The organism is Rheinheimera sp. SA_1 (assembly GCF_001669775.1).
GTDB lineage: Bacteria > Pseudomonadota > Gammaproteobacteria > Enterobacterales > Alteromonadaceae > Pararheinheimera.
Map to the genome: position 1 here is coordinate 90,343 of NZ_LXWK01000020.1, position 14,785 is coordinate 105,127.

Genomic DNA, 14,785 nt, shown 5'->3' on the forward strand with positions numbered 1-14,785 from the left:
TAAATCCGCCAATTTGCGGCGGAATTGTACGGAACAAACACAAAAATACAAGTCAGCAGTGGCTTTGTAAGCTTTGACGCAAATTGTAACGGCATTTATTACGTCTGATCAGCCAATTTGACGTAAAATAGCCGCAATTACCATCTTGTGAGCTGGCGACATGCTGGCTAAGACACCGATAGGACTTTGCATGATCCGTTTAACTGAAATTAAATTACCACTGAATCACGACGAGGCTGCGCTGCCAGCGGCCATTCTTAACAAGCTTAAGATAAAACCGGAACAGCTGAAAAGTTTCAGTATGTTCAAACGTGGTTATGACGCACGCAAAAAATCTGACATTCAGCTGATTTACACCCTGGATGTTGACGTGGATCAAGAAGCGCTGCTGCTTAAAAAGTTCGAAAAAGATCAACACGTTAAACCGTCCCCTGACACCAGTTATAAGTACGTGGCGCAGGCACCGGCGCAGTTAAGCGACAGGCCGGTGGTGATTGGTCTTGGCCCTTGTGGTTTATTTGCCGGTTTGTTGCTGGCGCAGATGGGGTTTAAACCGATTATTCTGGAGCGCGGCAAAGAAGTCCGCGAGCGCACCAAAGACACCTTTGGTTTCTGGCGCAAAAAGCCGTTAAATACCGAATCAAACGTGCAGTTTGGTGAAGGTGGCGCTGGCACTTTTTCTGACGGCAAATTGTACAGCCAAGTGAAAGATCCAAAACATTATGGCCGCAAAGTGATGAGCGAATTTGTCGCCGCCGGTGCGCCTGATGAAATTATGTATGTCAGCAAACCCCATATCGGCACCTTCAAGTTGGTGAATATGGTGGAGAAAATGCGCGCCAACATTATCGAACTTGGTGGCGAAATTCGTTTTAGTACCCGCGTTGACGATTTGTTGCTGACCGATGGCGAAGTCACAGGTTTGCAACTGTCGACCGGTGAAACCTTGCCGTGTCGTCATGTGGTGCTGGCGGTCGGTCACAGCGCCCGCGATACCTTTGAGATGTTGTATCAGCGTGGTGTTTACATTGAAGCCAAACCTTTTTCAATTGGGTTTCGGATTGAACACCGCCAGTCGATGATTGATGAATGCCGCTTTGGCAGCAATGCCGGTAACCCACTATTGGGTGCTGCTGATTACAAACTGGTGCATCATTGCAGTAACGGCCGCACGGTTTACAGCTTTTGTATGTGTCCGGGTGGCACAGTGGTGGCTGCGGCATCAGAAGCAGGCCGGGTTGTCACCAATGGTATGAGCCAATATTCGCGCAACGAACGTAATGCCAACAGCGCCATCGTCGTTGGTATTGATCCGGAACGCGATTATCCAGGCCACCCGCTGGCTGGCATTGAATTGCAACGAGTTTTAGAAACTCAGGCCTTTGTGCTTGGCGGTGAAAACTATGATGCGCCAGCCCAGCTGATTGGTGATTTCCTTGCAGGTACAGCATCCACTGAATTTGGTGAAGTACAGCCGTCGTATACGCCTGGGGTGACACTGACTGATTTATCTAAAGTGTTGCCAGATTTTGCCATCGCAGCTATTCGCGAAGCGATCCCGGCTTTTGATCAGCAAATCAAAGGTTTTGCCCGGCCGGAAGGTTTACTCACCGGCGTCGAAACCCGCACTTCGTCACCAATTTGCATTAAGCGTGGCGCCGATTTCCAAAGTCTGAATATCAAAGGTTTATACCCAGCTGGCGAAGGCGCCGGTTATGCCGGTGGTATTTTGTCGGCTGGAATTGATGGGATTAAGGTAGCTGAAGCTCTGGCTTTGGCGATGCTGGCGCAGAATCAGTCTGCGTAATTCATGTTGTTGTGATATAAAGACGTTTTGTCAAACTAACGTAAACAAAAGTATGGTGTAACCCGGCATTTATCTGTAGCCAGCGATGGCTGGTGCAGTTAACAATGACGTGTATACCCAAAATCATTGAAGATTCGGGTAGGCGGTAACTGAGCGAGACCCCAGGAGCATAGCTATCTATGTGACTGGGGCGAGTGAAGGCGGCCAACAACCCCGAATCTTCAAGGATGACGGGTATAGGTCTTACCATCGGATCAATGAAAAGGAGTGCAGAATGCGTAAGACCTTGATAGCTGTCGCTGTAATTGCCGCCGGAGCGCTGGCTTATTATAAATTTGGCCCGGGCATGGCCTCGGCACCAGAACTGGCAGGCCTGGAATACGTTCCGGCTGACACCGCGTTGTTTTCAGCGCAGGTAACGCCAATTGACCTGGGAAGTTATTTGTCCAGCCTCGGCATGGGCCCACAGTACTACGATGCCAATATGCAAAAAGCCTTTGCCGATATGGCCGTTGAAGCTACCGAAGCACAACACAAATTCGGTTTGGCACTGGTTCAGACCTATATGAAAGCGCTGGCTGATCCAGCCGCATTAAGTGCCAATACCGGTATTAAAGCGCAAATGCGCAGCTTGGCCTATATGGTTGGTTTGTCACCGGTACTGCGGATGGAACTGGGTGATGAAGCTGCATTCTGGCGTCTGTTCGATGACGCTGAAAAAAGCAGTGGTTTCAGCCATGTAGCGCAGCAAATCAACACTATTAAATACCGCCAGTACCGTTTTACTCACGAAGAACTGACCATGGATTTACTGGTTTCAGTGCAAAACGGCTGGGCCACGATTGCTTTTACCTCAGAGAAATTTGATAAGCAGCATCTGGCCATCATGGTGCAGGCAGAAAAACCAGAGCAAAGCCTGGCGAATACCTCAACTATCAAAGATCTGCAGCAGAAATATCAGCTGGAAAAAGGTGCTTATGGTTATCTGAGCACCGCACAGTTCAGCAAGTTCCTGACCAGTAAAGACGGTAACCGTCTGGCGAAAGACGTTGAAGCTGTGTTTGGTGCAGAAACCACCGTCGCTTTGGCCGCTTGGCGCAACCCGGCTTGTGAAGCCGATGTTGCCGCTATCAGCGCCAGCTGGCCGGGGCTGTTTATCGACAATAAGTTTGACCTGTCCAATTCAGCGTTGCTGAAAGTGACGGGCCGGATGTTGATCCCAACCGAAAATCAGGAAACAGTGAAGTTGTTGGCCGCTTTACGTGGTTTCCTGCCGGCACATACCATGTCCCTTCACAATTCAGGCATGTTTTCAATGGCGGTAGGTTTGGACGTTGCACAACTGGCCCCGACGCTGGGTAAACTCTGGACCGGTTTAACTGAACCGGCTTACAGCTGCCAGCCGTTAGCTGAGATGCAAACGCAGATGAAACAATCAAATCCATTAGCTGCCGTGGCGATGGCGGGGATGGCGAGTGGGCTGCAAGGTCTGTCGGTGACAATCAACGACGCCGAACTTGACCTCACCACCAGTAACCTGAAAAGTGCTGACGCGCTGGTGACGGTGTCTGCCGATAACGCCCGCACCTTCTTTGAAGGTATTAAAGCGTTTTACCCACCTTTGGCAACCGTTGCATTACCTGCAGCTGGCGAAGAGCTGGATTTAGCTTCCATCGTTCCGGAAGTCGCTGTACTGGGTATTCAGCCAAAATTAGCTTTGTCTGATTCGCACCTGTTGTTATACGTTGGACCAACTGCGACCACGCAATCGGCAGCAGTTGCTAAAGAAAGCCTGGCTAAAAATGGCTTGCTGAGTTTTGGTATGGACTATGGCCGTTTCTTCAAAGCGCTTGAAGCCGCCATGAAAGCCAGTGGTACTGAAGTTCCGCCTGATTTCCAGCAGTTCTCTGGTAGCACCATGAAAATGGCGCTGAAAATGGATGTGAATCAACAAGGTGTGGTGATGAACTCCGAGCTGGAAATGGCGCTGGCGCCGAAATAAAGTCACTACGCAATAAAATCAGTGTTGTCTGAGAACCGCAGCCCTTGAACCGGCTGCGGTTATTTTTTGATGACAGTCCAGCTTAGGCTGCTTTGGTTCTTAGCCATTGTTGTTGCCACCACAGTAGTGGTGCAGTAATCAGGATTAGCAATACCGCGTAACTCATGGCTGCGCCCAGCATCCATACCAGCAACAAACAAATGCCAATACTGACAGACACCACCAGCCGGTGTTTCGAAGGTAGTAACCGCAGTGCTGCGGTCATGCTGCCCAGATAAATCAGCACAAACACGCCATTCACCCAGCCGATCAAGTCCGGCAATCCGGCATCCAGCCATTCGGCGCCACACAACACAATTGCCATCAGTGACAAAATACTCCCAAGTGCCCGCTCTGGCACCTGATGCCGGTTCAGTGGTTGTAATGCTTTGGGCAACACGCCGTTGTTACTGAAACTCCAGCACAGCCGCGCCACGCTGGCGGTATAGACATTCACAGTGGCGAGGCCACTACAAAGCCCAAGTACGCCAATCAGCAGATAACCACCTCCGCCAAATAAGCGGTTAAAACCATCGACCATACTTAAATCTTCGCCTGGCTGGGCTAAGATTTGCAGCAAATGGCTGCAACCGAGATAAATACAACCGACCACCAACAAGCCGAGCAACAAAGCTGGCACTAAATCACGTTTGGGGTCGCGAAAATCCTGGGCTAAATGGGTCATGGCCTCGACGCCAAGAAAACTCCAGAACCCCAGAGCCAACGCTGCGGTAAAACCGGCGGTATTGAATTCAACCCTGGTGTTGTCTGGTAAAGGTACGTTATCTGCCTGATACGCAAAAGCACCAAACATCAACAACACCACTGCCACAATGAGTAGTGTTAAACCCAGCTGTAGTTTGGCGGACAACTGCACACCACGCCGGTTCAGTAGCCACAACAACAGTAAAAACATGAGTTCCACCGGCAGCTGCCAATAACGTAAATCGCCAAGCCAGGGGCTCAGCAGTGGTGCGACAAAGGAATAAGTCATCATCATGGCGGCCGAAGCACCGAGCGGCACGACCAGCACAAACATCAGTCCGGTGACCCGACCAGCCAGTGACCCGAAAGCTTCACCGACAAAATGCGCAGGCCCCGCGGCATGAGGCAGCACCCGCGCCAGTGCTGCAAACACAAAAGTGACTGGAATGGCTAATATGGTCAGCAGCAACCAGGCCCAACTGGCAAAAGAGCCGGCCTGGGCGATGGTCAGTTGTGGCAAAATAAACACGCCGGTACCGAGCAAGGTGGTCGCCAGCAGTGCCGCTCCTTGCCAGAGGTTTAGTTTATGACTTGTGTTCATCCCGCAAGATCCTTTTTTGTTGTAGCCAACCGCCGTCATTATCTCTGGCACTATATTTCTGACATTATGCTACCTTGTTTTTGCAGTGCAAAATGGCGGAAAATTGCTGTCCTTTGCCGACGTTTTGTCGGGCCAACCCGCTTTCTGCCGGTGTTCTGTCCAGATTGGAGACTTTGTGTCAGATAAATTTGATCAGTTGATTATCAAAGCATTACAGGAAGATGCGCGCCAGTCAGTTTCATCAATTGCTGAGCAGGTTAATTTATCGCGCAGTGCTGTGTCGGAACGGCTAAAGCGGCTGGAACAAAGTGGCGAAATTCGTGGTTATCAGGTGTTGCTAGGTGCTAAAACTCAGCCCGCTGTTGCTGCTTATTTTGATATTCAGCACAACAGTGCGCGTTGTGCTGATGTGATCCCGTTGCTAACCGCCATTCCGGAAGTGCGACGCTGTCACGGTATCAGTGGTGAAATTGATTTAATTGTGTTTGTGCAGGCCGATTCGGTGGCGCGGTTACATCAAATTCGTGAACAACTGGATGCACATCCTGCCATCATAAAAATTAAAACCCATATTGTGTTGAGTGATTGGATCAACCGGACTGAGCAGAGCAGCGGATCTCTGACTAAAGATTAAATCCCGGATGAAAAAATAGCCGGGCTTAGGCCCGGCCATGTTCTGTCTTTCATAAAATCTGCGAATAGTTAGAACTTATAACTGACCTTGGCATAAACGTAACGGCCACGCGGGCTATAAATGCTGCTCACGTAACCGTACAAGTCACCGTCGCCATCACCAGCGGCAAATGGTGGATCTTCATTCAACAGATTGCTGACCCCAACTAACAGTTTGGTTTGAGCATTCAGATTGTAATAAACCTGCGTATCAACCGTGATTTGAGAATCAACCATCTCCGACGTTTCAGTGTCAAAATCCAGTGAACCGTCGAAATCTATGTCCGGTGTATCTTCAAACTCGCCGATGTAAGATAAAGATGCTGCCACACCCCAATCGTTCCGGCTCCAGTCAGCTGAAGTCACCCAGCGATATTGCGGGTAACGATATTCACCAGCATAAGAGCGGTTATCTTTTTCAAATTCATCCAGATAAGTCCATTCCAGATTAAATTTCAGCAGACCGTTATCACCGAGATCCATTTTGTAGTTCCCTGATAAATCAAGGCCCTGAGCTTCTTGTGAACTGACGTTAAAGTAACCATTGTTGATGCGGTTTAAGATCCCCAGCGTCTGACCCGCCAATGGGGTAAAGCGGATACAAATGGTGCTGTTTTGCTTACCACATTCGGCCTGATACACTTCACCAAAGGGTACTTCGTCTATCTTGTTGTCCTGGGTGATGCTCCACAAATCGACGCTGAAATCCAGATCAGGCGTGGCCTGCCACACCATACCAACGTTCCAGCTTTCCGACTCTTCAGCTTTCAGATTTGGATTACCGGCAAACACAATGGTGTAATCGGTTGAAGCACAGGCTGGATTTGCGGCATTGGGTGTTGGGCAGAGGAAGGTATCAATAAAAAATTGAGATTCCTGTGATGGCCCTAAACCAATTTGTGCCAGTGACGGTGCCCGGAAACCCTGGCTCCAGGATGCGCGCAGCGACACAGTGTCGGTCGGGGTGTAGTGCAAGGCGATTTTTGGATTGGCAGTGCCGCCAAAATCGCTGTAATGGTCGTAACGTTCGGCCAGTTGCAACTCAAGGTTTTCCAGTACCGGTACTGACAGTTCGATATACGCTGCTTTTTGTGAGCGCGATGCAGCTGCTGAGACCGATTCCGTACCAAAAATAAGTCCGCGTGTGAACTGGTCATCCGGCGTATCACGTGCATCTTCTTTGCGGTATTCCACACCAGCCGCCAGGCCAACAGCACCGGTTTCCAGCTGGAATAGTTCGCCACCAATATGTGCATCGATCGACGTCAGATGCGACTTACCACGACGCACCAAGCTGGTGGTAATGGCATCAATAACCGATTGAGGGTTTTGCACGCCACCAAATGGGTTATAGCGACCGGCATTAATTTCGGTTTGTAAAAAGTCGGTTCTGACCCAGCCCTGATCCCGTTCACCGGTCTGAGTCGCTGCGCTGCGACCTTTTTGTGCTGCAGCTTCCCATTCCCAGTTGTTAAAATTACCGCGAATACCTGCTAACAACCGCAAGGTGTCTGAGGTAATGTCCCAGCGACGGTTACCGGCATCAACAGTACGATAACGACCTATTTTGATGTCCTTTTTCCACGGGTTATTTGGGTGCGAACCCGGTACTGTCAGGCCAGCGCCTTCATCCAGAGGTGTCGCTGCACCGCCGGCAGTTGAGGTATTGTGCTGAACGGCGATTTCAGAAAATATCTCAATATCACCATCCAGTTTACGGCTTAAGTTTAAGATAGCGCCAAGCCGTTCAGCTGCCGGAATGGCGATGGATGCCGGGCCATAATCATACAAACACGTCTGGCCGGCAATGCTGTCGGCCGGACAACCTGGATCCCGAAGCGTTACACCATCAACAATAAAGCGACCGGGATAACCCCGTGAAGAACGCAGGTCCTGACCACCGTAAACGGATTGGTTGGCAGTGCCAAAGCGGCCCAGCTCTGAGTTATCAATTTGGCCGTTGTTAAAATAATCCAGAATTAAGGTGGCGTTACTTTTATCATCACCTGTGCCCCAGACGGTGCTGAGGGTGGTTTCGTCATATCCAGGGCCGGTAGCAGAGCCATAACCTAATGACACATCGGTGCCGGTATAGTCTTTGCGTAGCACCACGTTGACAACACCAGCCACAGCGTCTGAGCCGTAAATTGCCGATGCACCGTCTTTCAGAATATCAACCCGTTCAATGGCGGCAACCGGAATGCTGTTGATATCAACAAACGAATTGACGATGCCTTCAGCAAAAGCACTGGTCGCCACACGGCGGCCGTTGATGAGCACTAAAGTCGCGTCAGCGCCAAAACCACGTAAGCTGATGGCTGCGGCACCATTGGCGGTTGAATCCTGGCTGTTACCGCGGGTGGAGAAAGTGCCCGCACCGGTTGCTGGCAAGCGTTCCAGCAATTGTTGTAAGTTATCAAAACCAGATTTATCAATCATATCGCGATTGATGACGGTCACCGGCGACGGTCCTTCCATATCTGTGCGTTTAATATGAGAGCCGGTGACCTGCATCCGTTCGACGGCTTTTTCTTCGGCGGGTGGGGTAGCCTGCGCCAGAACGGCGCTGCTGCAAAGAATGGTACTGACGGCAAAAGCGCAACGATGTAGTTTCGATCTAATGTGTTTCATAGCAATCCTTTTGTAACCTGGGAATATTGTTTTTTTAGTGTTACCTGCCGTTATCCGGCCGTTTACCTATAGTACAAAACTGCCGCTTTCGTCGGATTACAGCCGAAACTTTGCATAATTTTTTTTCATGCATCCTCTGAAGCAGCGATTTCCAGGGTTTTTGAAATATATTTTTACAAATCAACGGTTTTACCGTAGTAATTTCATGGTTAGCTTGCACGTTGCTTGAATTTTAATCAGTGACGTTTTACTTTCGTCAGGGAACGGGCTGAGTCGTCAGCGTTGCAGTGGATAATTTCATTTACATAAAGGCAGAAGGAATTCGAATGAAAAGTTACCAGGTACAGAGAACCAGATCTTCGGTGATATTGCTCAGTTTATTGACCGTCTCTATCCTTGCAGGTTGCGAGAAGGCCACAGCACCAGCTGAACCAGCCGCTGCCGCCGTCGTTACTGCAGAACCGACGACTACCAAAGCTGCGGTATTTGCCAACTATAGCGCTGAGCAGTTTTATGCCACCAGGTCGTATCAGGGCAGCGCGATTAATCATAACGGCCAGTCGTTACTGGTGGCTTCTGATGAAACCGGCGTGTTTAATTTGTACCGCGTGAGTCTCGATGGCAAAAGTTGGCAACCGCTGACCACATCGACCACTGACGCCATATTGCCCGTGGACTGGTTTCCAAAAGACGATAGAGTGTTATATACCGCTGATCAGGGCGGCAATGAACTCCATCATCTGTATGTGCTTGAAGCTGATGGCAAAGTGGTTGATTTAACCCCAGGTGACAAACTCAAAGCGATGTTTGGCGGCTGGCTGGGTGATACGGCGTTTTTTGTGATGAGCAACGAGCGCGACCCAAAATTTTTCGATTTGTATCAGTACGACGCTAAAACCTACGCCCGCACCCTGGTGTATCAAAACAAAGAAGGTTTTGAAGTGGCGGCGATCAGCGACGATGGCCGTTATCTGGCGCTGAGTAAAGAACGCACCAATGCTGACAACAACCTGTATTTACTTGATTTACAAGATCCAACTAAAACCCCGCTGCATATCACTCCCCATGATGGCAATGTCACTTTTACCGCCCATGGTTTTAGCCGTGATGGCAAACAGCTGATTTTTGGCTCGGATCAAAGTTCGGAATTCAGTCAGGCTTTCAGTTATGACCTGGCCAGCAAGCAAAGTGTGGTGTACCAGCAGGCCGACTGGGATATCAGCTACATCGGTTTTAGCAAAGATAACAAATACAAGGTGACAGCCGTTAACGCTGATGCTTCGACCAAAATTCAAATCACCGACCAAAACACTGGCCAGCCACTGCAATTACCCAAGTTACCGGACGGCGATTTACGCGGCATCAGCTTTTCGGCCGACAGTCAGTATTTAAGCTTTTACGTCAATGCCGACAACAGTCCGTCTAATTTATACGTCTGGAAAATTGGTGATGCCAGCGCCAACCGGTTAACTCAGGCGCTCGACAGCAATATCAACGAAAACAATCTGGTGATGAGCGAAGTGGTGCGTTTTGCCAGCTTTGACGGGGTGCAAATTCCAGCCTTGTTGTACCAGCCAAAACAAGCCAGCGCCAATAGCCGCGTACCGGCAGTGATTTGGATCCACGGCGGCCCGGGCGGCCAATCCCGCACCGGTTACAATCCGGTGATCCAACATCTGGTGAATCAGGGGTATGCGGTGTTGGCGGTGAATAACCGTGGCTCTACCGGTTATGGCAAAACCTTTTTCCACCTGGACGATTTAAAACACGGTGAAGATGATTTGCAGGACATTGTGTATGGCAAAAAGTATCTGCAATCGCTGAACTGGGTCGCCACAGACCGTATTGGCGTGATGGGCGGCAGTTACGGTGGTTATCTGACGATGGCGGCGATGGCCTTTACTGACGAATTTAAACTGGGCATCAATATTTTCGGTGTAACCAACTGGGTACGGACTTTGGAAAGTATTCCACCATGGTGGGAATCGTTCCGGGAGTCTTTGTATGCAGAACTTGGCGATCCGGCCAAAGACGGGGAACGCCTGCGCCGTATTTCGCCGTTATTCCATGGCGACAAAGTGAAAAAGCCGGTGCTGGTGGTACAAGGTGCCAACGATCCAAGGGTATTACAGGTAGAAAGTGATGAAATGGTCGCAGCTATTAAGAAAAATGGCGTGCCGGTGGAATATGTATTGTTTCCGGATGAAGGCCATGGTTTTGTCAAAAAAGCCAACCGCATCACCGCGCAAAATGCCTATTTAGCCTTTTTGCAGAAGTATTTGTAACAGCAGAGGCCCGTTGTACCTGAAGTTTCGGGTACAACGGGTGTTTACCCTGCAACTTCAAGGATGAAGGCCAGAAGTTATTGATCTTCAGGCTCGCTCTGTTTACCCTTGCGCTATTGATACTGCTCCGGATGTCACCATGTCTGCCAAAACGCCAAAAACTGCTTTGCCTTTGACTTCCGCCATGGAGCCGCTGTCTGCCGACCGTTTACAAGCTTTACATCTGGATCAGCAGCTGTGCTTTGCGATGTATTCAACCTCCTTGTTGATGACCAAAATTTACAAGCCAATGTTAGACCAACTGGGTCTGACATACCCGCAATACCTGGTGATGCTGATTTTGTGGGAAAAAGATGGCCTGGCGCTGAAAGATATCGGCGAGCAATTACATATTGATTCCGGCGCCTTAACGCCGGTGATTAAACGAATGGAAGCGCAGGGCTTGTTAACCCGTCGCCGCCAGCCGGATAACGAACGGACGTTAGAAATTTGCCTGACCCCAGCTGGCTGGGCGTTGCGACCAGCAGCCAGTGAGGTCAATCGGAATCTCGGCATGAAATGTGGGATGGCCGAGCCGGACATTATTGCGCTGCGTCAACAGCTTATTGCGCTGCGTAGCAGTTTGCAGCGCGCTTTGTAACAGCTTAATTTGCGCTATATTTGCCATTGTTAACAGGCTGAAGCGCGGTTTTTCCGGCGCTGGCCTGCTGCGTCAGCCACTGACTAAATTCCTGATCCATCGACGTACCCCAGCTGCGCACCAGCGCCTGATACCTGGGGTAGTCGCCATTGCGTAGCAATTTCAGCATCCCATCAACTTTCGGGCGTTGTTGCTCCAGCAAATAACGAGCAGCCAGATAACCCCAGCGATAAATCCGATCACTGCCATGATTGCGCTCATAACCTGTATGAAACAGTTCACTCAGTTTAAATTGCTGGGTGGCCGCCAGTTTCAGCGCTTCCTGATTCTCTGTGCCATGCGCCACGTACTCGGCCATGCCTTCGGTCCACCAGACTAAATAAGGGGTGTCGGGCGCCGGGGTCGGACAGTTTTCCGGTGGCGCATGCGAGTCGTGTAAAGTGGCACAAAAATCACCGTATAAATTAAAACGACCATCCAGATAGTGCACAAATTCATGGCTTAAATTCCAGACCTGGCCTTGCTCACGCTGGTAAGCAACAAATTCAGCCTGATTGCCTGGCTGATCAGGAAAACCTTCCAGATACATACCACCATTGTCGGTCGGCATTTGAAAATGCTGGCCAGCAAATTCAACATACTGCTGTTTTGACTGATAAATATTGGCGCGCAGCATGGTGTTATGATCATGCCTCACCGCTTTACCAGCACTTTGAAATAACTGATGGAAACGTTGCTCAATGGCGGCAAGTTGCGCGCAGGCCGCCTGTTGCTGCGCCGGAGTCAGTGCTGCCGAGCGAAGCGTCAGGCTGGCGCTGCATTGGTGCTGCTGACTGAGGATTTGATCCACACTCGCCATTTTTGTGTTGTCGGCCGGATTGGCATTGGCGATGTTACAAATAACCAAGCTGCTCATCAGCAAACTGCTTTTTAGCCAACGGTTTCGTTGCAACCGTTGAAGCGCAATTAAAAATGTCATCTTCGTCATAAATTCTCCTGAAACTGTTTACTTTCAATTCAAATATATTGTATACAATATTCTATATCAAGAATTTTCCTTGTGCGCAGGACACGAAACCGTGCCAGTACCAAGCCGGAACAGAAGGTTAAATGCAAAGCTATCAGCGATTTACACAGTGGCAACCGCCGCTCGATAACAAGACAATGCCACCAACCACTGCTTTAGAAATCCGCACCTTGGATTGTCACACCGGTGGCGAACCGCTGCGCATCATTACGGCTGGTTTTCCGGAACTTAGGGGTGATTCGGTGCTGGCAAAACGGCGTGATTGTCAGCAGCGTTTTGATGGGTTGCGCCGGGCGTTGATGTGGGAGCCGCGTGGCCATGCCGATATGTACGGCTGCATTATTGTGCCGCCAGAACGCGCCGACAGTGCGTTTGGGGTGATTTTTCTGCATAACGAAGGCTATAGCACCATGTGCGGTCACGCGATGATTGCGCTGGCCAAAGTTGCGATTGAAGCCGGCGTAGTACCGATGACGGAGCCTGTTACTGCTTTTGCAGTGGATGCGCCTTGTGGCCAGATCCGGTTATTTGCAGAGGTAAAGCAAGGTCAGGTGCAGCACTGCTGGTTTCACAATGTGCCCTCTTTTGTGGTGGCGACGGATCAACGCCTGTATCTGTCAGGGATTGGTGAACTGACCTACACCCTCGCTTATGGCGGCGCTTTTTATGCTTATGTCGATGCTGCCAGTATTGGCTTATCGCTTGAGGCGCAAAACCACCGGCAAATTATTGAACTGGGTCAGCGAATTAAGCTGGCGCTTTCGCAGCAACTTGAGATTCAGCACCCGTTCGAGCCTGATTTAAACTTTTTATACGGCACTATATTTACTGGCGCACCGCTTTTTGCAGGCGATGCACATAATTCAGCCAATGCAAACCGTCCGCTAAGTCCAAACAATCCAGCCAGTCCAACAGCCGCCATGCGCAACGTCTGTGTGTTTGCCGATGGTGAGCTAGACAGAAGTCCTACCGGCAGTGGTGTGTCGGGTCTTGCCGCCATTTTGCAGCAGCAAGGCAAGCTGGCGCTCGGGCAAACGCTGGTGATCGAAAGTATTCTCGGCTCGCAGTTTCAATTATCCATAGTTGAATTAGTGCAGTACGGCCGTTATCCGGCGGTGATCCCGCGGGTGCAAGGCCAGGCTAATGTCACCGGGCGCCACCAGTTTTATCTTGATCCCCAAGATCCATTTGCAGAAGGATTTATCTTCCGATGAACACAGGAATTCCGATGCTGGCACCGTTGCAGCCACAGTTTGCCAATCGCCTTGCCGCATTTCGGCAGGCGATGCAACAAGCCAATCAACAGGCGGCGCTGATTTTTGGCGCTGAGAATTTACGTTATCTGGTGAACTACGCCGGTGAAGCGGCTTGTGTGGTATTGACCCAGCACAGCGTGGCTTTGATCACCGATTACCGTTTTGAAGCACAGGCGCGGCAGGAATGCGCAGTGGCGCAAAATGGCTGCCGGGTGATTTGTCGGGATCGTGATCAGCAACGTCTTGGCGAAGCACTGGCGCTGGAGTTCGCGGCGCAGCAGGTGAGTCGTGTCTGGTATGAAGCTGAGTCTGTGAGTGTGCAGCAATGGCAACTGTTGCAACAGGATCTGTCAGCTGTGCAATGTAGCCCTTGTCCACCGGTGCTCACCAGTTTGCGAATCGTCAAAGACGATTGGGAAGTGGTGCAAATTCAGCGCGCGGCGCAGATAGCCGATGCCGCTTTAGCCCAAACCTTGCCGCTGTTGCAGCCGGGGATCACCGAGATTGATTTTGCCACAGAACTTGAATACCGGCTGAAAAAGCTGGGTGCTGAAGCCTTGTCCTTTGCCACTATTGTTGGTTTTGGTGCACGTTCAGCGTTGCCGCATGCTTTGCCTGGTACGCAGCGACTGAAAAAAGGCGACTTAATCCTGATTGATTTTGGCGCTGTGGTAAATGGTTATCGCAGCGATATGACCCGCAGTTATGTTGCCGGCAAAGCTGATTTATTGCAGTTACAGCTGTTTCAGGCGGTACAGCAGGCGCAGCAGGCCGCATTAAAAGCAGTCAAAGCCGGGATTTCAGCCAGTGCGTTATTTGCTATTTCCGATCAGGTGTTACAACGCTCTGAATTTGGCCGTTATGCCGGGCCGGGTCTTGGTCATGGCGTCGGGTTGCAGTTGCACGAACAACCCTTTTTAAGTCCCGGCAACGAGCTGAAATTACCAGCCGGTGCCGTGATCACTATCGAGCCAGGTGTGTATCTGCCCAATTATGGCGGGGTGCGGCTGGAAGATGATGTGCTGGTGACCGCGCATGGTTATCTGCAGCTGACCAAAGCACCGACGCAGTTTGCGCTGGAATGCTAAGCCGCACCTGCTCCTTTTATTTTTAGAGACGT

10 protein-coding genes are annotated in these 14,785 nt (G+C 50.4%); 7 read left to right on the top strand and 3 right to left on the bottom strand.

Features of this window, described 5'->3' with window-relative positions:
- Window positions 1–190: 190 nt before the first annotated feature.
- Complete coding sequence (locus A5320_RS20190) at window positions 191–1,807, top strand: NAD(P)/FAD-dependent oxidoreductase (RefSeq protein ID WP_068069541.1); 1,617 nt, start codon at window positions 191–193, stop codon at window positions 1,805–1,807.
- Between the two features lie 274 nt (window positions 1,808–2,081).
- Window positions 2,082–3,809, top strand: a complete 1,728-nt coding sequence (locus A5320_RS20195) for a hypothetical protein (RefSeq protein WP_068069543.1) — start codon at window positions 2,082–2,084, stop codon at window positions 3,807–3,809.
- Window positions 3,810–3,891: 82 nt separating this feature from the next.
- Here the strand turns inward: A5320_RS20195 and yjeH are convergent, their stop codons facing one another.
- A complete protein-coding gene (yjeH, locus tag A5320_RS20200; protein ID WP_068069545.1) occupies window positions 3,892–5,154 on the bottom strand; it encodes an L-methionine/branched-chain amino acid transporter in 1,263 nt (420 codons plus the stop codon).
- 175 nt (window positions 5,155–5,329) lie between these two features.
- Here yjeH and A5320_RS20205 point away from each other — a divergent pair, with 175 nt between their 5' ends.
- The gene (locus A5320_RS20205) at window positions 5,330–5,788 is read left to right on the top strand and encodes an Lrp/AsnC family transcriptional regulator (protein WP_068069547.1); all 459 of its coding nucleotides are present in this window, start codon (window positions 5,330–5,332) and stop codon (window positions 5,786–5,788) included.
- A gap of 68 nt (window positions 5,789–5,856) precedes the next feature.
- On the opposite strand, the gene A5320_RS20210 is transcribed toward A5320_RS20205, so the two are convergent.
- Complete coding sequence (locus tag A5320_RS20210; protein ID WP_068069548.1) at window positions 5,857–8,457, bottom strand: TonB-dependent receptor; 2,601 nt, start codon at window positions 8,455–8,457, stop codon at window positions 5,857–5,859.
- A 326-nt stretch (window positions 8,458–8,783) separates the two neighbouring features.
- Here A5320_RS20210 and A5320_RS20215 point away from each other — a divergent pair, with 326 nt between their 5' ends.
- Window positions 8,784–10,742, top strand: coding sequence for a S9 family peptidase (locus tag A5320_RS20215; protein ID WP_068069550.1), 1,959 nt, complete (start codon window positions 8,784–8,786; stop codon window positions 10,740–10,742).
- 139 nt (window positions 10,743–10,881) lie between these two features.
- The gene (locus tag A5320_RS20220; protein ID WP_197490221.1) at window positions 10,882–11,382 is read left to right on the top strand and encodes a MarR family winged helix-turn-helix transcriptional regulator; all 501 of its coding nucleotides are present in this window, start codon (window positions 10,882–10,884) and stop codon (window positions 11,380–11,382) included.
- A gap of 4 nt (window positions 11,383–11,386) precedes the next feature.
- Here the strand turns inward: A5320_RS20220 and A5320_RS20225 are convergent, their stop codons facing one another.
- Window positions 11,387–12,370: a collagenase gene (locus A5320_RS20225; RefSeq protein WP_197490223.1), complete on the bottom strand. Its 984-nt coding sequence runs from the start codon at window positions 12,368–12,370 to the stop codon at window positions 11,387–11,389.
- Window positions 12,371–12,492: 122 nt separating this feature from the next.
- Here A5320_RS20225 and A5320_RS20230 point away from each other — a divergent pair, with 122 nt between their 5' ends.
- Window positions 12,493–13,623, top strand: a complete 1,131-nt coding sequence (locus tag A5320_RS20230) for a proline racemase family protein (protein ID WP_197490226.1) — start codon at window positions 12,493–12,495, stop codon at window positions 13,621–13,623.
- The gene (locus A5320_RS20235) at window positions 13,620–14,753 is read left to right on the top strand and encodes a M24 family metallopeptidase (protein ID WP_157606147.1); all 1,134 of its coding nucleotides are present in this window, start codon (window positions 13,620–13,622) and stop codon (window positions 14,751–14,753) included. The genes A5320_RS20230 and A5320_RS20235 overlap by 4 nt, the downstream gene beginning before the upstream one ends.
- Window positions 14,754–14,785: the final 32 nt, after the last annotated feature.

What these genes read in the sequence shown, in the direction of transcription:
- A5320_RS20190 (WP_068069541.1), top strand. Translation starts at nt 191, where the DNA reads ATGATCCGTTTAACTGAAATTAAATTACCACTGAATCACGACGAGGCT.
- A5320_RS20195 (WP_068069543.1), top strand. Translation starts at nt 2,082, where the DNA reads ATGCGTAAGACCTTGATAGCTGTCGCTGTAATTGCCGCCGGAGCGCTG.
- yjeH (WP_068069545.1), bottom strand. Translation starts at nt 5,154, where the DNA reads ATGAACACAAGTCATAAACTAAACCTCTGGCAAGGAGCGGCACTGCTG.
- A5320_RS20210 (WP_068069548.1), bottom strand. Translation starts at nt 8,457, where the DNA reads ATGAAACACATTAGATCGAAACTACATCGTTGCGCTTTTGCCGTCAGT.
- A5320_RS20215 (WP_068069550.1), top strand. Translation starts at nt 8,784, where the DNA reads ATGAAAAGTTACCAGGTACAGAGAACCAGATCTTCGGTGATATTGCTC.
- A5320_RS20220 (WP_197490221.1), top strand. Translation starts at nt 10,882, where the DNA reads ATGTCTGCCAAAACGCCAAAAACTGCTTTGCCTTTGACTTCCGCCATG.
- A5320_RS20225 (WP_197490223.1), bottom strand. Translation starts at nt 12,370, where the DNA reads ATGACGAAGATGACATTTTTAATTGCGCTTCAACGGTTGCAACGAAAC.
- A5320_RS20230 (WP_197490226.1), top strand. Translation starts at nt 12,493, where the DNA reads ATGCAAAGCTATCAGCGATTTACACAGTGGCAACCGCCGCTCGATAAC.
- A5320_RS20235 (WP_157606147.1), top strand. Translation starts at nt 13,620, where the DNA reads ATGAACACAGGAATTCCGATGCTGGCACCGTTGCAGCCACAGTTTGCC.